18 protein-coding genes are annotated in these 19800 nt (G+C 71.5%); 11 read left to right on the forward strand and 7 right to left on the reverse strand.

Annotation, left to right across the window (positions count from 1 at the left end; translation table 11 throughout):
- Window positions 1-39 precede the first annotated feature (39 nt).
- The 5 genes from ACH4E8_RS00310 to ACH4E8_RS00330 form a co-directional block, all read right to left on the reverse strand.
- Window positions 40-849 (reverse strand): ABC transporter permease, encoded by an 810-nt coding sequence (locus ACH4E8_RS00310; protein ID WP_398442844.1) that lies wholly within the window; start codon window positions 847-849, stop codon window positions 40-42.
- Window positions 849-1787 carry an ABC transporter permease gene (locus tag ACH4E8_RS00315; RefSeq protein ID WP_398442846.1) on the reverse strand — a complete coding sequence of 313 codons (939 nt, stop codon included), beginning with the start codon at window positions 1785-1787 and terminating at the stop codon, window positions 849-851. The genes ACH4E8_RS00310 and ACH4E8_RS00315 overlap by 1 nt, the downstream gene beginning before the upstream one ends.
- Entirely contained in the window at window positions 1784-2938 is a 1155-nt protein-coding gene (locus ACH4E8_RS00320; RefSeq protein ID WP_398442848.1) for an ABC transporter ATP-binding protein, read from the reverse strand. Before ACH4E8_RS00320 ends, ACH4E8_RS00315 begins: the two co-directional genes overlap by 4 nt.
- 176 nt (window positions 2939-3114) lie before the next feature.
- Window positions 3115-4362: a PotD/PotF family extracellular solute-binding protein gene (locus tag ACH4E8_RS00325; protein ID WP_398442850.1), complete on the reverse strand. Its 1248-nt coding sequence runs from the start codon at window positions 4360-4362 to the stop codon at window positions 3115-3117.
- 45 nt (window positions 4363-4407) lie between these two features.
- Complete coding sequence (locus ACH4E8_RS00330) at window positions 4408-5913, reverse strand: gamma-aminobutyraldehyde dehydrogenase (RefSeq protein ID WP_398442852.1); 1506 nt, start codon at window positions 5911-5913, stop codon at window positions 4408-4410.
- A gap of 270 nt (window positions 5914-6183) precedes the next feature.
- Between ACH4E8_RS00330 and ACH4E8_RS00335 the strand changes: the two genes are divergently transcribed.
- Window positions 6184-6756, forward strand: a complete 573-nt coding sequence (locus ACH4E8_RS00335) for an NADAR family protein (protein WP_398442854.1) — start codon at window positions 6184-6186, stop codon at window positions 6754-6756.
- Window positions 6757-6779: 23 nt separating this feature from the next.
- Here the strand turns inward: ACH4E8_RS00335 and ACH4E8_RS00340 are convergent, their stop codons facing one another.
- Window positions 6780-7601, reverse strand: coding sequence for a DUF4190 domain-containing protein (locus tag ACH4E8_RS00340; RefSeq protein WP_398442855.1), 822 nt, complete (start codon window positions 7599-7601; stop codon window positions 6780-6782).
- 16 nt (window positions 7602-7617) lie between these two features.
- Here ACH4E8_RS00340 and ACH4E8_RS00345 point away from each other — a divergent pair, with 16 nt between their 5' ends.
- The 6 genes from ACH4E8_RS00345 to ACH4E8_RS00370 all read left to right on the forward strand — a co-directional run bounded on the left by ACH4E8_RS00345 (window position 7618) and on the right by ACH4E8_RS00370 (window position 13921).
- The gene (locus ACH4E8_RS00345) at window positions 7618-8757 is read left to right on the forward strand and encodes an adenosine deaminase (protein WP_398444658.1); all 1140 of its coding nucleotides are present in this window, start codon (window positions 7618-7620) and stop codon (window positions 8755-8757) included.
- A 220-nt stretch (window positions 8758-8977) separates the two neighbouring features.
- On the forward strand, window positions 8978-9706 hold the full coding sequence (locus ACH4E8_RS00350; protein ID WP_398442857.1) for a glycerophosphodiester phosphodiesterase: 729 nt from the start codon (window positions 8978-8980) through the stop codon (window positions 9704-9706).
- 113 nt (window positions 9707-9819) lie between these two features.
- Window positions 9820-10608, forward strand: a complete 789-nt coding sequence (locus ACH4E8_RS00355; protein WP_398442859.1) for an SAM-dependent methyltransferase — start codon at window positions 9820-9822, stop codon at window positions 10606-10608.
- 81 nt (window positions 10609-10689) lie between these two features.
- Window positions 10690-11787, forward strand: a complete 1098-nt coding sequence (locus ACH4E8_RS00360; protein ID WP_398442861.1) for a sensor histidine kinase — start codon at window positions 10690-10692, stop codon at window positions 11785-11787.
- Window positions 11784-12467, forward strand: a complete 684-nt coding sequence (locus tag ACH4E8_RS00365; protein ID WP_398442863.1) for a response regulator — start codon at window positions 11784-11786, stop codon at window positions 12465-12467. The genes ACH4E8_RS00360 and ACH4E8_RS00365 overlap by 4 nt, the downstream gene beginning before the upstream one ends.
- Before the next feature lie 191 nt (window positions 12468-12658).
- Entirely contained in the window at window positions 12659-13921 is a 1263-nt protein-coding gene (locus tag ACH4E8_RS00370; RefSeq protein ID WP_398442865.1) for a serine hydrolase domain-containing protein, read from the forward strand.
- Between the two features lie 104 nt (window positions 13922-14025).
- Here ACH4E8_RS00370 and ACH4E8_RS00375 read toward each other — a convergent pair whose 3' ends face one another.
- The gene (locus ACH4E8_RS00375; protein ID WP_398442867.1) at window positions 14026-15465 is read right to left on the reverse strand and encodes a gamma-aminobutyraldehyde dehydrogenase; all 1440 of its coding nucleotides are present in this window, start codon (window positions 15463-15465) and stop codon (window positions 14026-14028) included.
- Window positions 15466-15710: 245 nt separating this feature from the next.
- Here ACH4E8_RS00375 and ACH4E8_RS00380 point away from each other — a divergent pair, with 245 nt between their 5' ends.
- The 4 genes from ACH4E8_RS00380 to ACH4E8_RS00395 all read left to right on the forward strand — a co-directional run bounded on the left by ACH4E8_RS00380 (window position 15711) and on the right by ACH4E8_RS00395 (window position 19749).
- The gene (locus tag ACH4E8_RS00380; protein WP_398442869.1) at window positions 15711-16226 is read left to right on the forward strand and encodes an Lrp/AsnC family transcriptional regulator; all 516 of its coding nucleotides are present in this window, start codon (window positions 15711-15713) and stop codon (window positions 16224-16226) included.
- Window positions 16211-17599 carry an aspartate aminotransferase family protein gene (locus ACH4E8_RS00385; protein ID WP_398442871.1) on the forward strand — a complete coding sequence of 463 codons (1389 nt, stop codon included), beginning with the start codon at window positions 16211-16213 and terminating at the stop codon, window positions 17597-17599. Before ACH4E8_RS00380 ends, ACH4E8_RS00385 begins: the two co-directional genes overlap by 16 nt.
- A gap of 276 nt (window positions 17600-17875) precedes the next feature.
- Window positions 17876-18601: an ABC transporter ATP-binding protein gene (locus tag ACH4E8_RS00390; RefSeq protein WP_398442873.1), complete on the forward strand. Its 726-nt coding sequence runs from the start codon at window positions 17876-17878 to the stop codon at window positions 18599-18601.
- A complete protein-coding gene (locus ACH4E8_RS00395; RefSeq protein WP_398442875.1) occupies window positions 18583-19749 on the forward strand; it encodes a hypothetical protein in 1167 nt (388 codons plus the stop codon). Before ACH4E8_RS00390 ends, ACH4E8_RS00395 begins: the two co-directional genes overlap by 19 nt.
- Window positions 19750-19800: the final 51 nt, after the last annotated feature.

Here is a 19800-nt window from a genome sequence, read left to right on the forward strand (position 1 = left end):
GAGGTCCGGGCGGGCGCGGTGGTACGGGTTTCGGGCTGGTCACGCGGTTTTCCTGCGCCGGTTGCTGACGAGCTGTCCGGCCACGACGATCAGCACGGCGAGGGCGAACATGGCCGTGCCGATGACGTTGATCTGAACGGGCGTGCCGCGCTGTGCCGAGCCCCAGACGAACATGGGGAAGGTGACGGTGTTGCCCGAGTTGAAGTTGGTGATGATGAAGTCGTCGAAGGAGAGGGCGAAGGCGAGCAGCGCGCCGGCCGCGATGCCGGGCGCGGCGATCGGCAGCGTCACCCGTAGGAAGGTCTGCACCGGCCCGGCGTACAGGTCGCGCGCCGCCTCCTCCAGCCGCGGGTCCATCGACAGCACCCGCGCCTTGACCGCGACGACGACGAAGCTGAGGCAGAACATGGTGTGGGCGATCAGGACGGTCGTCGGCCCCAGCTCGGCGCCGAGGTTGAGGAAGAGAGTCAGCAGCGACGCGGCCATCACGACTTCGGGCATCGCCATCGGCAGGAAGATCAGCGCGTTGACCGCGCCGCGCGCCGTGAAGCGGTACCGCACCAGCGCGAAGGCGATCATCGTGCCGAGCACGGTGGCGCCGAGGGTGGCGAAGAACGCGATCCGCAGCGAGAGGCCGAGCGAGCCGCACAGGTCGGCCACGCCGCACGGGTCCTGCCAGGCGTCGGTGGAGAACTCCCGCCAGGTGTAGTTGAACTTCCCCGCCGGCTTGTTGAACGAGAACACCATCACGACGAGGTTGGGCAGGATCAGATACCCGAGGGTGAGCAGTCCGGCGATGACGACGACGTTGCGCCGGAGCCAGCCGCCGAGCGACTTGGATGCGGTCATCACAGCAGATCCTCCGTTCCGGCGCGCCGGATGTAGACCGAGACCATGATCAGCACAACGGCCATCAGAAGGAACGACAACGCGGCGGCGGTGGGGTAGTCGAGCACCCGGAGGAACTGCGACTGGATGACGTTGCCGACCATCTTGGTGTCGGTCGAGCCGAGCAGCTCGGCGTTGACGTAGTCGCCGCTGGCCGGGATGAAGGTCAGCAGCGTGCCGGAGACGACCCCCGGCAGGGAGAGCGGGAAGGTCACCTTGCGGAAGGTGGTCGACGGGGAGGCGTACAGGTCCCCGGCGGCCTCGTGCAGCCGCGGGTCGATCCGCTCCAGCGAGGTGTACAGCGGCAGGATCATGAACGGCAGGAAGTTGTACGTCAGACCGGTGACGACCGCGAGCGGGGTGGCGAGCACCCGGTTCCCGTCGGTCATCCCGAGCCAGTTGGTGACGTCCAGGAAGCCGACCGTGCCGAGCACCTCCACCACCGGACCGCCGTCGGCGAGGATGGTCTTCCAGGCCAGCGTGCGGATCAGGAAGCTGGTGAAGAAGGGCGCGATGACGAGGACGAGGAGCAGGTTGCGCCAGCGGCCGGCCTTGAAGGCGATCAGGTACGCCAGCGGATAGCCGAGCAGCAGGCACAGCAGGGTGGCGGTGCCGGCGTAGAGCACCGAGCGCACGAAGTGCGGCCAGTACTCGATCAGCGCGTCCCAGTAGGTGGCGAAGTGCCAGGTGACGGTGAAGCCCTCTTCGAGGGAGCCGGTCTGGACGGACGTCGACGCCTGGTAGACCAGCGGCAGGGCGAAGAAGACGACGAGCCACAGGATGCCGGGGAGCAGCAGCCAGTACGGCACCAGCTTGCGGCGCACCGACGGCTTGCGCGGGACGCCCGGTTCGGCCGGGCCCGCCGCCCCTTCCCGCGGGGTCGCGGTGGCGGTGCTCATGCCGCCTCCGCCGCGCCGTCCGCGACGCCGGCCGCGATGTCCTGGGCGGCGTCCAGGCCGAAGGTGTGCGCGGGGTTCCAGTCCAGGACGACGTCGGCGCCGGGGACGAGGCGGGGGTCGCGCTCGATGTTCTGCACGTACACCTGGAGTTCGCCGCAGCCGGGGCTGTCGATGACGTACTGGGTGGAGACGCCGATGAAGCTGGCCGCGGCGATCGTTCCGGTGAAACGATTCCTCGCAGCAGTGGAGCCGGGGGCGTCGTCGGCGTGCGCGAGGGAGATCTTCTCGGGCCGTACGCCGATCAGCAGCCGGCCGCCGACGGCGGGCGCGGTGGCACAGCGGTCCGCGGGCAGCCGCAGTTCGGCGCCGCCCGCGGTGACCTCGACCTCTCCCCCGCCGACGGCCGTGACCTTCGCCTCGATCAGGTTCGAGGTGCCGAGGAAGTTGGCGACGAAGGTGGTCCGCGGGGTCTCGTACAGCTCGGCGGGGGCGCCGAGCTGCTCGACCCGGCCGCCGCTCATCACCGCGACGGTGTCGGCCATCGTCATGGCCTCCTCCTGGTCGTGGGTGACGTGCACGAAGGTGATGCCGACCTCGGTCTGGATGCGCTTGAGCTCCAGTTGCATCTGGCGGCGCAGCTTGAGGTCGAGGGCGCCCAGCGGCTCGTCCAGGAGCAGCACCTGGGGGTGGTTGATGAGCGCCCGGGCGACCGCGACGCGCTGCTGCTGGCCGCCGGAGAGCTGGTGCGGCTTGCGCTGGGCGAGGTCGCCGAGCTGGACGAGCTCCAACATCTCGCCGACCTGCTTCTTGACCGAGCGGATGCCGCGGCGGCGCAGCCCGAAGGCGACGTTCTCGTGGATGGTCAGGTGCGGGAAGAGGGCGTAGCTCTGGAAGACGGTGTTCACCGGGCGCTTGTGCGGCGGCAGGTCGGTGACGTCCCGGTCGCCGAGCAGCACGGTGCCCGTGGTGGGGTCCTCCAGGCCGGCGATCATCCGCAGGGTGGTGGTCTTGCCGCAGCCGGAGGCGCCGAGCAGGGCGAAGAAGGAGCCTTGGGGGACGGTGAGGTCCAGCGGGTGGACGGCGGTGAAGGAGCCGTAGGTCTTGCTGATCCCGGTGAGGCGGACGTCGCCGCTGGCTGAGGTGTCTGTCATGGGTCGCGGTCCCAGGGGTCGGGAGCAGGAGCTCGAAGGAGGATCGGGCGAGGGCCGGGGCCAAGGCGCCGGGCGAGGGCCGGGCTGGAGCGGGCCGGACCGGGGCGGGCTTCCGCCGGAGCGGGGCTTCTGCCGGAGCGGTGCCGTTACGGGAGCAGGGCCGTTACGGGAGCGGGTCAGGCGCCGATGAGCTTGGCGAACTTCTCCTCGTACGCCTTCTCCTCCTCGCTGCTGAGCGAGCGGAAGGCGTGCGACTTCGCCGCCATCGCCTTGTCCGGGACGATCAGGGTGTTGCCCGCCAGCTCGGGGTCGATCTTGGCGAGCTCCTCGGCGACGCCCTCCACCGGACAGACGTAGTTGATGTACGCGGCGAGCCGGGCGGCCACCGGGCGTTCGTAGTAGTAGTCGATCAGCCGGGTGGCGTTGCGCTGGTGCCTGGCCTGCGCCGGCACCAGCAGGTTGTCCGAGGACGTGATGTACCCGGGGGCGGGGATCGCGTACCGGATGTCCGGGTTGTCGGCCTGGAGCTGGATGACGTCGCCGGCCCAGGCGAGACAGGCCGCGAGGTCCCCCTTGGACAGGTCCGAGGTGTAGTCGTTGCCGTGGAAGCGTCGGATCTGCTTCTTGTCGACGCCCTTCTGGAGCCGGCCGATCGCCTCGTCGTAGTCCGCGTCCGTGAACCGCCCGGGCGTCTTCCCCAGGTCGAGCAGGGTCATCCCGACGGTGTCGCGCATCTCGGTGAGGAAGCCGACGCGCCCCTTCAGCGAGGGGTCGTCCAGCAGTTGGCTGACCGAGTCGACCTTCTTCCCGCCGGTCGCCTTCGCGTTGTAGGCGATGACGGTGGAGATCCCGGTCCAGGGGTAGGAGTAGGCGCGGCCGGGGTCCCAGTCGGGCCGGCGGAACTGCGGGGCGAGGTTGGCGTAGGCGTTCGGCAGCAGGGCGGCGTCCAGCTTCTGCACCCAGCCCAGCCGGATCATCCGGGCGGCCAGCCAGTCGGTGACGTTGATCAGGTCCCGTCCGGCGTCCTGGCCGGCGGCCAACTGCGGCTGGATCTTGCCGAAGAACTCGACGTTGTCGTTGATGTCCTCGGTGTACTTGACCTTGATCCCGGTGCGCTTGGTGAACTCGGCGAGGGTCGGCCGGCTCTTGTTGTCCTCGCTGATGTCCATGTACTCGGTCCAGTTGGAGAAGACGACCTGCTTCTCCTTCTCCGAGTGGTCGTCGGCGGCCGCGGCCCCGCCCTCCCGCTTGGCGGGCGGGATGCCGCAGCCGCTCAGGGCGGCGCCGCCGCCGACGGTGAGCGCCCCGACGCCGAAGGCGCGCAGCGCGGTCCGTCGGGACAGGGCGCCCCGGCCGTTGGTCAGGCTGCGGCGTATCGCGGCCAGCTCCACGGCGGACGGGCCGTCGGGCTCGTGGTGGTCCATGCGCTGTGCCCTTTCGCAGTGCGTGCGCCGCCGACGGCGGCCCGGTTATCTGTCCCCGAAGACCGTGCGGTGCCAGTCCTTGCGGACCACCGCGGTGTTGTCGTACATGACGTGCTTGACCTGCGTGTATTCCTCGAACGAGTACGTGGACATGTCTTTTCCGAAGCCCGATGCCCGATAACCGCCGTGCGGCATCTCGCTGATGATCGGAATGTGGTCGTTGATCCAGACGCACCCGGACCGGATCTCGCGGGTGGCGCGCCCGGCCCGGTACACGTCGCGGGTCCAGGCGGAGGCCGCGAGGCCGTACGGGGTGTCGTTGGCAAGCGCGATGCCCTCGTCGTCGGAGTCGAACGGCAGGATCGTCAGCACCGGTCCGAAGATCTCGGCCTGGACGACCTCGCTCTCCTGCGGCGCGTCGGCGATCAGCGTCGGCAGGTAGTACGCGCCGTCGTTCTGCGGTGCCGCTCCCCCGGTGACCACGGTGGCGTACGCCCTGGCCCGCTCCACGAAGCCCGCGACGCGGTCGCGCTGGGCGTGCGAGACCAGCGGGCCGAGGTCGGTGCAGGGGTCGAAGGGGTCGCCGACGCGCACGGTCGCCATCGCGTCCGCGATGCCGTCGCGCACCTGTTCGTACAGGGCGCGCTGGACGTACACCCGGGTGGCGGCGGTGCAGTCCTGCCCCGAGTTGATCAGCGAGCCGGCGACGGCGCCCTGGATCGCGGCCTCCGGGTCGGCGTCGTCGAAGACGACGAAGGGGGCCTTGCCGCCGAGTTCGAGGTGGAGCCGCTTCACCGAGGCGGTGGCGAGCTCCGCGACCCGCCGACCGACGGCGGTGGAGCCGGTGAAGGAGGTCATCGCCACGTCGGGATGGCTCACCAGGTGTTCGCCGACGTCCTTGCCGGCGCCGGACACCACGTTGACGACCCCGGCCGGAATGCCCGCGTCCGTGGCCGCCCGGGCGAACATCAGCGAGGTCAGCGGGGTGATCTCGGCCGGCTTCAGCACGATCGTGTTGCCCGCCGCGATCGCCGGGAGGACCTTCCAGGCGGCCATCTGGAGCGGGTAGTTCCAGGGTGCGATGGAGCCGACGACGCCGATCGGCTCCCGGCGCACGTAGGAGGTGTGGTCGGCGCTGTACTCACCGGCCGACTGGCCTTGGAGGTGGCGGGCGGCGCCGGCGAAGAAGGCGGTGTTGTCGACGGTGCCGGGCACGTCGAACTCGGTCGACAACTTGATCGGCTTACCGCACTGGAGGGACTCGACCCGGGCGAAGTCGCCGGCCCGTTCGGCGAGGACGGCGGCGAAGCGGTGCAGTGCGTCGGAGCGTTCGCCGGGCGTCGCCCCCGCCCACCCGGGCAGCGCCGCGCGCGCCGCGGCGACGGCCGCGTCCACGTCGTCGGTCCCGGCCAGTTCGTAGCGGTGGACGGTGTCGCCGCTCGCCGGGTCGACGACGTCCTGCGTACGTCCCGAGCTGCCGGGCCGCAGCTGTCCTCCGACGTACTGCGCGCCGTCCGCGAAGCGGTCCAGCACTGGGAATCGGTTCCCCATGACGCTCTCCGTAGTCCCGGCCCGAAAGCCGTCGCATGAAATGCCGTCGTGGACGTGCAATTGCACGCCGCGGTCCGCCGCCGTCCGCGCATTCACCGATTGAATGTGGAACGAGCGGTAAGTGAGTGCCGATCCTGGCAGAGCGACAGTTCGCCAACAAGTGATTCCGTAGTTGCCTTTTGATTACGCAACGGATTCGGTCGACCAAGTGTCGCGTCGGCGGGCAAATACCGATACGGAATGTCAGTGGCAGCTGCGACACTCGCATGCATGTCCAGAGAAGAGCTGATCCAGCAGGTCAGACGTGGTGAGCGGCGGAAGTACGTGTTCTTCTGGGGCGCCGCCCCGCGCCCCGACGGCCGGGTGGGCGCGAGTTGCCTGAGCCAGTGGTGGCCGTCACCCTTCGCGGTCGACGGCGTGCGCTACGCCACCGCGGAGCACTGGATGATGGCGGAGAAGGCGCGCCTGTTCGAGGACCCGCAGGCCGAGCGGATGGCGCTGGACGCGGTGCATCCGGCGGAGGCGAAGCGCGCCGGCGGTCTGGTGCGCGGCTTCGACGAGGCGGTCTGGCGGCGGGAGCGCTCCGGAATCGTCCGCACGGGCAACGTGCACAAGTTCGCCCACCACCCGGACCTGCGCGACTTCCTGCTGGGGACGGGCGATCGGGTCCTGGTGGAGGCGAGCCCGATGGACCGCATATGGGGCATCGGACTGGCGGCGGACGACGAGCGGGCCGGGGATCCGGAGCGTTGGCGCGGCTTGAATCTGCTCGGCTTCGCGCTGATGGAGGCCCGGGAAGAGTTGCGCGCCCGCGGTCGGGGGACCACGGGCGCGCAGAGCTAGCGGGGGGAGGGCGTTGGTGCGGCTCAGCGGCTCCCGGCGGTCGCCTGGAAGGGGGCGATCGGCTCCTGGTCGAGGACGAGCGACAGGGAGTACGTGTCGTCGGTGACTTCGGTGATGGTGTCCTGGTCCGAGTCGTCGGTGAAGTCGGTCGACACCAGCCAGATCAGGAAGGCGAGGAAGGCCGCGCCGAGCACGATGCCGATGGCGCCGGTGATGATGCCCGCGAGCGCCTGACCGGGGTTGTTCGCCTCGCCCCTGCCCGCCCGCCGGCGGCCGATGACGCCGAGGATGACCGCGATCACACCGAGGACGAAGCCGAAGATCCCGTAGATGTAGAAGGTCGCCAGCGAGCAGATGCCGAGCACCATCGCGGCGATGCCCATGCCGTTCTGCGGCTCGCGGGGCAGTTGCCAGCCGCCCTGCGGGTACGCCTGGTAGCCCGGGTAACCGGGGTAGCCCGGGTTCGCGGCGCCGGGGGTGAAGGCGCCGTACGCCTGGGCACCGGGGTTGGGACCACCGGGGCCCGGGTTCGGTTGGGCGAAGCCGGCGGGGCCGCCTGCCGCTCCGGCTCCGGGGTAGCCGTACGACGGCGGCTGCGTCGGGCCGCCGGGCGCGGTGGGCGGCGGAGGTGCGGCTCCGTCGCCGGGCACGGAGGTCATCGTCGGCATGGAGTGCACGGGCGGAGCCCCGGCCCCGGCCGGTGCCTCGGGCCCGCTCGGCGCCGCGGCGCCGGCCGGCTCCTTCGTCAGGCCGACGCGCTGCGCCGCGTCACGGGCCGCGCTGCTCTCCGGCGGCGCCCATGGGTCGCGGTCGCGGGGCTCGGCCCCGTCATTCGGTTGTGACATGGAAGTTCTCCCCCCGATCGTGGTCCGGCCATGCTACGGCGTTCGCCGGCCCGACCACCCGAGCCCCTACGATGATCGGGCCCCTCGTCTCGGGGCCGATCAGCCGATCACACGAGAAGGAATCCCGATGGCCGACCTCACCCCGTTCATCGCGGGCCTCCCCAAGGCCGAGCTCCACGTCCACCACGTGGGATCCGCGTCGCCGCGCATCGTCGCCGAGTTGGCCGCGCGGCACCCGGACTCCAAGGTCCCCGCCGACCCGCAGGCCCTGGCCGAGTTCTTCACCTTCACCGACTTCGCCCACTTCATCGACATATACCTCTCGGTCGTGGACCTGATCCGCACCCCCGAGGACGTACGGCTGCTGACCTTCGAAGTCGCCCGGGACATGGCCCGGCAGAACGTCCGCTACGCGGAGCTGACGATCACCCCGTACAGCTCGGTCCGCCGCGGCATCGACGAGCGCGCGTTCATGGACGCCATCGAGGACGCCCGCAAGGCCGCCGAGGCCGAGTTCGGCGTCGTGCTGCGCTGGTGCTTCGACATCCCCGGCGAGGCCGGCCTGGAGTCCGCCGAGGTGACCACCCGGCTCGCGGTGGACCTGCGCCCCGAGGGCCTGGTCTCCTTCGGGCTCGGCGGCCCCGAGATCGGGGTGCCGCGGGAGCAGTTCAAGCCGTACTTCGACCGTGCGATCGCGGCCGGGCTGCGGTCCGTGCCGCACGCCGGCGAGACCACCGGGCCGCAGACGATCTGGGACGCGCTCACGCATCTGCGCGCCGAGCGCATCGGCCACGGCACCAGCGCCGTGCAGGACCCCGCGCTCGTGGCGCACCTGGCCGAGCACCGGATCCCGCTGGAGGTCTGCCCCACCTCGAACATCGCCACCCAGGCCGTCGCCGACCTCGACGCCCACCCCATCAAGGAGATGGTGGCGGCCGGCGTCCTGGTCACCGTGAACAGCGACGACCCGCCGATGTTCGGCACGGACCTGAACAACGAGTACGCGGTGGCCGCGCGGCTGCTGGAGCTCGACGAGCGCGGAGTCGCGGAGCTCGCCAAGAACGCGGTCCAGGCGAGCTTCCTGGACGCGCCCGGCAAGTCCCGGCTGGCGCAGGAGATCGACGCGTACACGACGGAGTGGCTCACCCGGGCGTGAGTGAGTGCGCGGACGACGGCGGGGCGCGCCCCGCCGTCGTCCGCGGACGTTGATCGCGGGCGTTGATCGCGGGCATCGCTCATGGGCGTCGATCGGGAGCGTCATCGCCGTACGAGAGCGGTAGCGCAGTACGGGAACGTCAGCGCGGTACCGGAACGCCACCGCAGCAAGGGCCGCCCCGCCGCCGTACGGGATCGTGCGCACCCGCGACAATGCCCCCATGCGACACGTCACCGCCGTCGCGCACCGGGGCGACCCGTACCTCGTGCGCGAGAACACGCTGCCCTCGCTCAGCTCGGCCGTCGCCCGCGGCGCGGACGCCGTGGAGATCGACGTACGGCTGACCGCGGACGGCGTGCCCGTGCTCCTGCACGACGCCACGCTGAAGCGGATGTGGCGGCACGACCGGCCCGTCAAGGAACTCACGCACGCCGAACTGACGGAGGTCACCGCAGGTGGGGTGCCCACCTTGGAGCGGGCGTTGGCGCTGCTGGCGGACCGCCGCGTGATGGTCGACCTGCCGGGGGCGACCGGGGAGTCGGTGCGCACGGTGGTGGGCACCGTCCACGAGTGCGGCGCGGCGGAGCGGGCGTACTACTGCGCCGGGCCCGCGACCATGCTCGCGGTGCGCGCCGCCGACCCGGCCGCGGAGATCGCCCTCACCTGGACCACGTCGGCCCCGCCCCGCCCCGCCCTGCTCGACGCCGTGCGCCCCCGGACGCTCAACTTCCGCTTCGGGCTGGTCAACAAGGCGCTCGCGGAGCGGGTGCACCGGGACGGCCTGTTGGTCTCCGCGTGGACCGCGGACACCCGGCGCACGATGCGCCGGCTCGTCGAAGCGGGCGTCGACTCCATCACCACCAACCGGATCGGCACGCTCCGTTCCGTGCTCGACCCGGCCGCGGTGCCGGGCCGCGGAACCGCGGGCCTCGCGCGCCGTGACGCGTGATCGTGTTGGGCGATCACGTCCGGCATGATGTTCGAAGCACCGGCCGGCACACCGGTCGGCGCGCCGGTCCACGCACCGGCGCGCGCACCGGTCCGCGACGTCGAGGAGCCCCGATGAGCAACGACAGGATCCGCACCGACGTGGCGCACAACGCCCGCGTGTGGAACCACTGGTTGGGCGGCAAGGACAACTACCCGGTGGACCGGGCCGTCGGCGACCACGTCACGGACCTGTACCCGAGCATCGGCGAAGTCGCCCGCGCCGACCGCGCGTTCCTGGGCCGCGCGGTGACGTACCTGACCGCGGAGGCGGGCGTACGGCAGTTCCTGGACATCGGGACGGGCCTGCCCACCGCCGAGAACACGCACGAGGTGGCCCAGCGCATCGCGCCGGAGTCGAAGGTCGTCTACGTGGACAACGACCCCATCGTGCTGGCGCACGCCCGCGCCCTGCTCACCTCCTCGCCCGAGGGCCGCACGGAGTACCTGGACGCGGACGCGCACGCCCCCGAGGCGATCGTCTCGGCCGTCGCGCCCCCGCTCGACCTGCGGGAACCGGTCGCCGTGATCATGCTCGGGATCCTGAACTTCATCATGGACACCGACCGCGCCCGGGGCATCGTCCGCACCCTCATGGACGCCGTGCCGTCGGGGAGCTTCCTGGTGCTGACGCACCCCACGCTGGAGTTGGGCGGCGAGGGGAACGCGGACGCCATGGCGTTCTGGAACGAGAACGCGACCCCGCCGATCACCGCGCGCACCGGCGCGGAGGTCGCCTCGTTCCTGGACGGCCTGGAGGTCCTGGAGCCGGGCGTCGTCTCCTGCTCCCGCTGGCGTCCCGACGCGGCCGCCGCCGAGCCGCCGCTGGTGGCACAGTTCGGCGCGGTGGCCCGCAAGCCGTAGCCGACGGACGGACGGACGGTGCGGCCACGTGGTTTCCGTAGTGCCTTCCGAGGTGCGGACGTCGGCCTGACGCTGCTGGTGATGGCGGCGACGACGATCCCGTTCGTGGTCCCGCGCGCCCCGGAGCTGCCGGCCGCGACCTGGTCCGCGTATCTGTTCACGCTGACGGGCGCCGTCCCGCTGGCGTGGCGGCGCCGGGCCCCGGTGACCGTCCTCGCGGCCGTGCTGCTGGCCGCCGGCCTGTACGGCGGCCTGGCCGACGGGCCCGGTCAGCCGCTGCCGTACGCCGGGCTGCTCGCCCTCTACACCGTCGCCGCGCTGTCCCCGCCCCGCAAGCGGCTGACGACCGCGGTGGCGACGGCCGCGGTCGTCATCGGCTCGGTGCTGTGGCGCACCGGCGACGCACGGGAACTCCTCTTCTCGCTCTTCGTGTTCGGCGCCGCGTACGTGCTCGGGCGGCTCACGGACACCCGGCAGGCGTACCTCGCGGCCGTGGAGGACCGGGCGGCGCAGTTGGAACGGGCCAACCGCATCGAGGCGGAGCAGGCCGCCGCCCGGGAGCGGGCACGGATCGCCCGGGAGATGCACGACGTCCTCTCGCACGCCGTGAGCCTGATGGTGGTCCAGGCGGAGGCCGGCCCGGTCGCGGTGCGCACCGCGCCGGAGCGCGCCGAGGCGGCGTTCGACGCGATATCGGAGGCGGGGCGCGACGCGATGGTGCAGTTGCGCAGCATGTTGGGCGTGTTGCGGGAGGAGTCCGAAGGGAGCGCTGAGGCGCTGCCCGCCTTGCTGGATCGGGTCCGGGAGAGCGGGCTCGCGGTCTCGTACACGGCCGAGGGACCGGTGGCCGGGCTCGCGCCGACGGTGGCGGCGACGGTCCACCGGGTGGTGCAGGAGGCGCTGACGAACGTGGTCAGGCACGCCGGGGCCGGTGCGGTCGAGGTCAGGCTGACCGTGGGCGAGACGGTGACGGTACGGGTCGTGGACGACGGGTGCGGACCAGGTGGTGGCAGTTCCGCGGGCGGGGGCGCGGGCGGTGGGCTCGGGCTGGTCGGCGTGCGCGAGCGCGCGGCGGCGCACGGCGGGACGGCGTACACGGGGGCGGGCCCCGGGGGCCAGGGCTTCGAGGTGCGGATGGAGCTTCCGGGCTCCGCGGCGGAGGAGGAGGTGGCCCGGTGACGATCCGGGTGGTGGTCGCCGACGACCAGGAGTTGGTGCGCAGCGGGTTCGCGATGATCCTCGACGCCCAGCCGGACATCGAGGTCGTGGCGGAGGCGGGCGACGGCGCCGCTGCGGTGGCGGCCGTCCGCGAACTGCGGCCCGACGTGGTGCTGTTGGACATCCGGATGCCGGTCGTGGACGGCATCGAGGCGTGCCGTCGGATCGCGGCGGGGAGCGACTGCCGCGCGGTGATGCTCACGACGTTCGACTCCGACGAGTACGTGTACGAGGCACTGCACGCCGGCGCCAGCGGGTTCCTCCTGAAGGACGTGCGGCGGGACGACCTGGTGCACGCGGTGCGGGTGGTGCGTCGGGGCGAGGCGCTGCTGGCGCCGTCCGTGGCGCGTCGGCTGGTCGAGGCGTACACGCGCGCGCCGCGGGCGCCCCGTCCCGATCTGCTGGTTCACGGGCTGACGGCGCGCGAGCGCGAGACGCTGCTACTGGTGGCGCGGGGGCTGTCGAACGCGGAGATCGCCCGGACGATGATGGTCAGTGACCACACGGTGAAGACGCACGTGGGGAACGTGCTCGCGAAGCTGGGGTTGCGGGACCGGATCCAGGCGGTGATCTGGGCGTACGAGTCGGGGCTGATCGCGCCGGGAAGCGCACGGGACGTGGCGTCTCCCCCGGCCGGGTGAGTCGGCCTCGGGTCAGCTCCCTCGGGCGAGCGAGGGAACGGGGTCGGAAAGATCGCTCATGACGGGGATCCGCGGGCGGACGTCGGTCAACAGGATGGAGGGGTGACGGAGTTCGTCCGTTCTCGCCTTCGATCCCGTCTTCGATCCCGTCTTCGATCCCGTCTTCGATCCCGTCTTCCGGGGAGTGCATCATGATCAGCAGTGGTTACGGTCTCAGCGGCGCGCGCCGTGCGGTCATCGCGACCGCGATGGTCCTGGCGGTGGTGGGGGGTTCGTCGGCCGTCTTGCCCGCGGCGTCGGCCGTCGCGGCGCCTCCGCCGTGTCGCCCCGCGCCCGGCGCAGCCGCTCTCACGGATTCAGCCGCGGGCACGGCGTCGGCTTCGCGTACGAACCCGCACACCCCGCCGAACGGCGCCGCGCTCTCCGCGGCGATCGCCGGCCTGCCCGCGCCGCACACGACCGCCGCGCTGGTCCGCGTCGGGGGCGACGGCAGTTGGCGGGGCAGTTCGGGCGTGCGCGATCTGCGCAGCGGTCGACCGGCCCTGCCCGACGGCCGCTTCCGGGCCGGGTCGACGACGAAGGTGTTCGTGGCGGCGGTGGTCCTCCAACTCGCCGCGGAGGGCAAGGTCTCCTTGGACGCCGCCGCCCGTTCCTATCTGCCCGAGTTGATTCCCCCGGCGTACGGAGCCGTCACCGTACGGCAGTTGCTCAACCACACCCACGGCATCCCCGCCGCCGGCCTCCCGGGCGCCACCCCGGAGGAGGCGTACGCCCACCGGTTCGACCGCCACGACCCGCGGGACCTGGTCCGCAGCGCGACCGCCCGCCCCCCGGAGTTCCGTCCCGGCAGTTGCCAGCGCTACCACAACATGGGGTACACGATCGCGGGCCTGCTGATCGAGCGCATCACCGGCGACTCGTACGAAGCACAGGTCACCCGGCGGATCCTGAGGCCGCTCGGCCTGCGCGACAGCTATCTGCCGGCAGGGGAGGTCCACATACGCGGCCCGCACAACCGCGGTTATCAGTCGCTGAAGACGGGCGACGGCACGGCCACCGAACTGAGGGACGTGACGCGATGGGATCCGACGGACAGTTGGGCGGCGGGCGATCTGATCTCCACCACCGCCGACCTGGAGCGGTTCATCACCGCCCTGTTCCAGGGCCGGGTGGTCCGCGGCCCCCTGCTGGAGGAGATGTTCACCCTCCCCGCAGTACCCGACCGACAGACCGGCGCCCCGGCCGCCTTCAGCGTCGGGCTGTCGGTGCAGCAGTTGGGCGGACGTGAGGTCTGGGGCAAGACGGGCGGGCGGTACGGCTACAACACCGCCATGGCGGCGACCCGCGACCTTTCCCGCACCCTGGTCTACAGCGTCAATGCGACGAACGCCAAGGCACGGGACACGAACCAGGTCGCTGGCGCCCTGGCGGTAGCAACCTTCGGCCGCCCCTAGGGAGTATCCGGAAAGTCCCGCCCCGTCTGCGGCGCCGGGACGGCGCGAGGGGCGCGGACGAAGCGTCCGCGCCCCTCGGGCGGTCATCGCGTGGAGCTCGCGGCTCAGCCTTCGAGCGACGTCATCACGTGCTTGATGCGCGTGTAGTCGTCGAAGCCGTAGGCCGACAGGTCCTTGCCGTAGCCGGACTTCTTGAAGCCGCCGTGCGGCATCTCCGCGACCAGCGGGATGTGGGTGTTGATCCAGACGCAGCCGAAGTCCAGCGCCTTGGACATCCGCATCGCCCGAGCGTGGTCCTTGGTCCACACCGAGGACGCCAGGGCGTACTCGACGTCGTTGGCGTACGTCAGCGCCTGCGCCTCGTCCGTGAAGGACTGCACGGTGATGACCGGGCCGAAGACCTCGTTCTGGATGATCTCGTCGTCCTGCTTGAGGCCGGAGACCACGGTCGCGGCGTAGAAGTAGCCCTTGTCGCCGACGCGCTGACCGCCCGCCTCGACCTTGGCGTGCGCGGGCAGCCGGTCGATGAAGCCGGAGACCTGCGTGAGCTGGTTGGCGTTGTTCAGCGGGCCGAAGGCCACGTCCGCCTCGTCCGGCGCACCGGTCTTCGTCTCGGACGCGACCTTGGCGAGCGCGGCGACGAACTCGTCGTGGATGGACTCGTGGACGAGCACGCGCGTGGCGGCCGTACAGTCCTGACCGGCGTTGAAGTAGCCGGCCTCGGCGATCCCCGCGACGGCCTTCTCGATGTCGGTGTCCTCGAAGACGACGACCGGCGCCTTGCCGCCGAGCTCCAGGTGGACGCGCTTGACGTCCTTGGCGGCGGAGGCCGCGACCTGCATGCCGGCGCGCACGGAGCCGGTGATGGAGGCCATCGCGGGCGTCGGGTGCTCCACCATCGCGCGCCCGGTCTCGCGGTCGCCGCAGATGACGTTGAAGACGCCCTTGGGCACGATCGCACCGATGATCTCGGCGATCAGCAGGGTGGACGCGGGCGTGGTGTCCGACGGCTTCAGGACGACCGTGTTGCCCGCGGCGAGCGCCGGGGCGAACTTCCACACGGCCATCATCATCGGGTAGTTCCAGGGGGCGACCTGCGCGCAGACGCCCACCGGCTCCCGGCGGATGATGGAGGTGAAGCCGTCCATGTACTCGCCGGCGGAGCGGCCTTCCAGCATCCGCGCGGCGCCCGCGAAGAAGCGGATCTGGTCCACCATCGGCGGCACCTCTTCGGTGCGCACCAGGTCCAGCGGCTTGCCGGTGTTCTCCGATTCGGCGGCGATCAGGTCCTCGGCCCGCTCCTCGAACGCGTCCGCGATCTTGAGCAGTACCTTCTGGCGCTCGGCCGGGGTGGTGTCCCGCCAGGCCGGGAAGGCGGCCTCGGCAGCATCCATGGCCGCGTCGACGTCAGCCTGACCGGAGAGCGGCGACGTGGCGTACGCCTCGCCGGTGGCCGGGTTGATGACGTCGATCGTCCGCCCGTCGGCGGCGTCCCGGAACTCCCCGTTGATGTAGTTGCGCAGACGACGCAGCTCGGTGGTCACTGTTGCCACCCCTCCTGTCTGACGGCTGTTCTCCGTGGTGTGGGTGAAGGTCCGCCCTCGCGTCGAGCCGGATGTCGTGGATCTAGGTCACGACGCTCGAACTCACGGGTAAGCCTTCGCCCCCACCCTAACCGTGCAGTGACGCTTTCGTCAGCCCTGACCCACGCCACCTTCGGATTCAGTGAGAATTGAGCTCCTCAACGACGAATTTCATCGCCAAGGGCTTGCGGGACGGCGGAGTCCCGGTGCATGGTGAATTTGTGGCCAGTCGAAGCGCAGACTCCAGGAACGGGACCGCCGGGAACGCTCAGTCCCCGACGATCGACGCCGTGTCCCTAGCGATCATCGAACAGCTCCAGGAGGACGGACGCCGTCCTTACGCCGCCATCGGCAAGGCCGTGGGCCTGTCGGAGGCGGCGGTGCGCCAGCGCGTGCAGAAGCTGCTCGACCAGGGCGTCATGCAGATCGTCGCCGTGACGGACCCGCTCACCGTGGGCTTCCGCCGTCAGGCCATGGTCGGCATCCGCGTCGAGGGCGACCTCGACCCCGTCGCGGACGCCCTGACCGCAATGGCCGAATGCGAGTACGTGGTGATGACCGCGGGCTCCTTCGACCTGATGGTGGAAGTCGTCTGCGAGGACGACGACCACCTGCTCGAAGTGATCAACAAGCGGATTCGTGCACTCCCCGGTGTGCGGTCCACCGAGAGCTTCGTCTACCTCAAGCTCAAGAAGCAGACCTACATGTGGGGAACCCGATAGCCGTGAGCAAGGACCGCAGCGACCTGTCAAAGACCGCCTACGACCACCTGTGGATGCACTTCACCCGCATGTCGTCGTACGAGAACTCCCCCGTCCCCACCATCGTCCGCGGTGAGGGCACCTACATCTACGACGACCAGGGCAAGCGCTACATCGACGGCCTCGCCGGCCTCTTCGTGGTGAACGCCGGTCACGGCCGCGTGGAGCTGGCCGAGACCGCCTACAAGCAGGCCCAGGAGCTGGCCTTCTTCCCGGTGTGGTCCTACGCCCACCCCAAGGCCGTCGAGCTGGCCGAGCGCCTGGCACACGAGGCCCCCGGCGACCTCAACAAGGTCTTCTTCACCACCGGCGGCGGCGAGGCCGTCGAGACCGCCTGGAAGCTCGCCAAGCAGTACTTCAAGCTGCGCGGCCAGCACACCAAGTACAAGGTCATCTCGCGCGCCGTCGCCTACCACGGCACCCCGCAGGGCGCCCTGTCCATCACCGGTCTGCCCGCGCTCAAGGCCCCCTTCGAGCCGCTGGTCCCCGGTGCCCACAAGGTGCCGAACACCAACATCTACCGCGCCCCGATCCACGGCGACGACCCCGAGGCGTTCGGCCGCTGGGCCGCCGACCAGATCGAGCAGCAGATCCTCTTCGAGGGCCCGGAGACCGTCGCCGCGGTCTTCCTGGAGCCGGTGCAGAACGCCGGCGGCTGCTTCCCGCCCCCGCCCGGCTACTTCCAGCGGGTCCGCGAGATCTGCGACCAGTACGACGTCCTGCTCGTCTCCGACGAGGTCATCTGCGCCTTCGGCCGCCTCGGCACGACCTTCGCCTGCGACAAGTTCGGCTACGTCCCGGACATGATCACCTGCGCCAAGGGCATGACGTCCGGCTACTCCCCGATCGGCGCCTGCATCGTCTCGGACCGCATCGCCGAGCCGTTCTACCAGGGCGACAACACCTTCCTGCACGGCTACACCTTCGGCGGCCACCCGGTCTCCGCGGCCGTCGGCATCGCCAACCTCGACATCTTCGAGCGCGAGGGCCTGAACAAGCACGTCCTCGACAACGAGGCCGCCTTCAAGGGCACGCTGGAGAAGCTGTACGACCTGCCGATAGTCGGCGACGTCCGTGGAAACGGCTACTTCTACGGCATCGAGCTGGTGAAGGACAAGGTCACCAAGGAGACCTTCACGGACGAGGAGACGGAGCGCGTGCTCTACGGCTTCCTCTCCAAGGCCCTCTTCGACAACGGTCTGTACTGCCGGGCCGACGACCGCGGCGACCCGGTCATCCAGCTCGCGCCGCCGCTGATCGCCGACCAGTCGACGTTCGACGAGATCGAAGGCGTGCTGCGCACGGTCCTCACCGAGGCGTGGACCAAGCTCTGAGCCCGCGCGACGGCCGATTAGGCCCGGCCCCTGACCGGCCCTTCGACCGAGTCGCACGACGGCCCGGGTGCACCCATCCGAGTGGATGGCAGGCACCCGGGCCGTCGTGTTTCCCGGCACCCCGCATCCTGCTGCCTAGCCTTCCCCCTGCCCGCCCGCGGGCCTGGGAGGACCCCCAGTGACCGATCAGCCCCGAACCTCGTTCCCCCATACGGGGGACGACCGGGGGACGACGCATCTATGCCGACGCATCTGATCAGAACCGAGGTGTACGCCATGGCGGCTCCGCCGGACAACGACGTGCTCTGGGCACGTTCGCTCCACCACGCCCACCGGGGCTCCCCCGCACTCGTCGGCGTCTCGCTCGGGGTGCGGGAGGGCGAGATCCTGTCCGTGCAGGGCCCCCGCGGCTGCGGCAAGACCACGCTGCTGCGCTGCCTGTCCGGACAACTCGTCGCGGATGAGGGCGAAGTGTGGTTCAACGGCGCCCCCGTCCACACCCTGCCCGCGCTCCACCGCGAGCGGCTGCGCCGGGAGCACTTCGCCTGGATCGGCGCCGAACCCACGCTCGTACCGGAGCTCACGGCCTGGGAGAACGCCGCCCTGCCGCTGCTGCTGCGCGGAGTGCCCCACCGGACCGCCAAGACCACCGCCCTGGAGTGGCTGGACCGCCTCGACGTCGGCCAGGTCGCCCGCCGCCGACCGCACGCCCTCACCCAGGCCCAGCGCCAGCGCACCGCCACCGCCCGCGCCCTGGTGGCCGAGCCCGCCGTGCTCTTCGCCGACGAGCCGACGGCGCCGCTGCACAGCGCCGAGGCAGCCCAACTGCTGCGCACGGTGCTGGCGGCGGCCCGCTCCCACCGCATCACGGTCCTGCTGGCCAGCTACGACCCGGACGTGGCGGCGCTCGCCGACCGCACCCTCCCCCTGGTCGACGGCCGTCGCACCGGCTCCGTCACCGCCGAAGCGGAAGGCCGGGCCGAGTGCTCGCTCTCCGTCTAGCCCGCGGCGCCCACCCCCTGGTCGTGCTGCGCCGACTGCTCGTCGCAGCCGCATCGGCAGGGGTCGGCTTCCTGCTGCTGAGTGCCCTCACCCACGCGCTCGCCCACCCGGACGACCCCTCGACGTCCCTGCTGCGACTCTCCTGGTGCCTGGTCCCGCTCGCCGCCGCCGTGCACTTCGCGGTCGCGGTCGCCCGTACGGACCCGAGCACCCGGCCGCGCAGCGGCCTGTCCGCCGCCGGGCTCGGCCCCGGCCAACTCGCCGCCCTCGCCGCATCCGGCACGGCCGTCTCCGCCGCGCTCGGCAGCGTGCTCGCCCTCCTGGTCTTCCTGCACCTACGGGGCGATCTGACGGGTCTGCCGTTCGACGGCGCCGCCGCCGAACTGCTGGCCGCGGACGAGTCGCTGCCGCTCGCTGCGGCGCTCACCCTGCTGGCGGTCGTCCCCTTGGCGGCGACGGTCACCGTCGCCCTCGCACTGCGCTCCCGCATCCGCGCCACCGCCGACGACGAAGCCCCGCCCGAGGAGCCCCCGGCGCCCACTGCCCCGCCCGGCGGGCTGCCGTGGGGCTGCGCCCTGACGGCCGCGGGCCTGGCGATCGGCACGTACGCGGCCCGGGCCCAGTCCGGGGAGGGGCCCCGGCTGCCGGGCGAGTTCGGCTCGAACCCGGCCGGCGTGCTGACGGGCTGGGCCCTCACCGCGGTGGGCCTCGCCGTGGCAGGGCCCGCGCTCACCCACTTCTGCGGCCGTCTGCTGCAAATGGTGCGCCCCAACGCGCTGCGGCTGCTCGCGGGCCGGGTCCTGATGGAAGAGGCCCGTCGGATCGGCCGCCCCATCGGCGTGCTGTGCGCCGTCGCGGCCGCGGTGCTCGCCGGCTGGATGCTGTCCGACAGCGGAGCCCGCCCCTTCGGACCGCTCACCGGCCTGGGCACGACCCTGGTGATCGCCTGCTCGACGGCCACCCTCCTGGTCTCCACGGCCGAGGCGCGCGCCCTGCGCACCACCACCCGCGAGGAACTGCGGCGCCTGGGCACCCCGGCGAACACCCTGCGCACCGCCACGGCCCTGCGGGTGCTGATCCTGCTCGCCGTGTACGCCCCGCTGACCTGGGCGGTCGCCGCCCTGGCCGTGGCCCCGCTACGGGGTTAGGGCCTGCCTTCTCGAAGCCCCGTCCGTCCGGTCGGACGGGGCACCGGGCCC

The sequence above is a fragment of the Streptomyces sp. NPDC017979 genome (assembly GCF_044328175.1).
GTDB lineage: Bacteria > Actinomycetota > Actinomycetes > Streptomycetales > Streptomycetaceae > Streptomyces.

What these genes read in the sequence shown, in the direction of transcription:
- ACH4E8_RS00310 (WP_398442844.1), bottom strand. Translation starts at nt 849, where the DNA reads ATGACCGCATCCAAGTCGCTCGGCGGCTGGCTCCGGCGCAACGTCGTC.
- ACH4E8_RS00315 (WP_398442846.1), bottom strand. Translation starts at nt 1,787, where the DNA reads ATGAGCACCGCCACCGCGACCCCGCGGGAAGGGGCGGCGGGCCCGGCC.
- ACH4E8_RS00320 (WP_398442848.1), bottom strand. Translation starts at nt 2,938, where the DNA reads ATGACAGACACCTCAGCCAGCGGCGACGTCCGCCTCACCGGGATCAGC.
- ACH4E8_RS00325 (WP_398442850.1), bottom strand. Translation starts at nt 4,362, where the DNA reads ATGGACCACCACGAGCCCGACGGCCCGTCCGCCGTGGAGCTGGCCGCG.
- ACH4E8_RS00330 (WP_398442852.1), bottom strand. Translation starts at nt 5,913, where the DNA reads ATGGGGAACCGATTCCCAGTGCTGGACCGCTTCGCGGACGGCGCGCAG.
- ACH4E8_RS00335 (WP_398442854.1), top strand. Translation starts at nt 6,184, where the DNA reads ATGTCCAGAGAAGAGCTGATCCAGCAGGTCAGACGTGGTGAGCGGCGG.
- ACH4E8_RS00340 (WP_398442855.1), bottom strand. Translation starts at nt 7,601, where the DNA reads ATGTCACAACCGAATGACGGGGCCGAGCCCCGCGACCGCGACCCATGG.
- ACH4E8_RS00350 (WP_398442857.1), top strand. Translation starts at nt 8,978, where the DNA reads ATGCGACACGTCACCGCCGTCGCGCACCGGGGCGACCCGTACCTCGTG.
- ACH4E8_RS00355 (WP_398442859.1), top strand. Translation starts at nt 9,820, where the DNA reads ATGAGCAACGACAGGATCCGCACCGACGTGGCGCACAACGCCCGCGTG.
- ACH4E8_RS00360 (WP_398442861.1), top strand. Translation starts at nt 10,690, where the DNA reads ATGGCGGCGACGACGATCCCGTTCGTGGTCCCGCGCGCCCCGGAGCTG.
- ACH4E8_RS00370 (WP_398442865.1), top strand. Translation starts at nt 12,659, where the DNA reads ATGATCAGCAGTGGTTACGGTCTCAGCGGCGCGCGCCGTGCGGTCATC.
- ACH4E8_RS00390 (WP_398442873.1), top strand. Translation starts at nt 17,876, where the DNA reads ATGGCGGCTCCGCCGGACAACGACGTGCTCTGGGCACGTTCGCTCCAC.